1 pseudogene is annotated in these 367 nt (G+C 62.4%); it reads left to right on the top strand.

Annotated features, from left to right (window positions below):
• A pseudogene (locus AC23NW_RS36310) lies at positions 1–367 on the top strand (hypothetical protein); the annotation flags it as partial.

Below are 367 nucleotides of genomic sequence, written 5' to 3' on the forward strand. Positions count from 1 at the left end.
GGCGGCGAGTTTAGTGGTGATTTCGGCGACGGTGTGCTACGGCAGCAGCGCGACGCTGACGGCCTCAGGCTGTACCAGCGGTACGGTGACGTGGTCCAACAATACGACGGGTACCAGCCTGATCACGCCGAATCTGACGCAGACGACGAACTATACGGCAACCTGCACCACGCAGACGGGCTCAACCACTACGGCAGTCGGCACGGCCACGGTGATGCCTCTGCCGGTGCTGAGCCTTGCGGCGAGTTCAACGAACGTGACGGTGGGCACACCAGTGAGCATCTCAGCGGTTGGCTGTGTGGGCAGTGTGACGTGGTCAACGGGCCAGAACGGCAGTACGATCAGCGTGACACCGGCGAATGCATCA

The sequence above is a fragment of the Arsenicibacter sp. R0_47 genome, assembly GCF_057652235.1.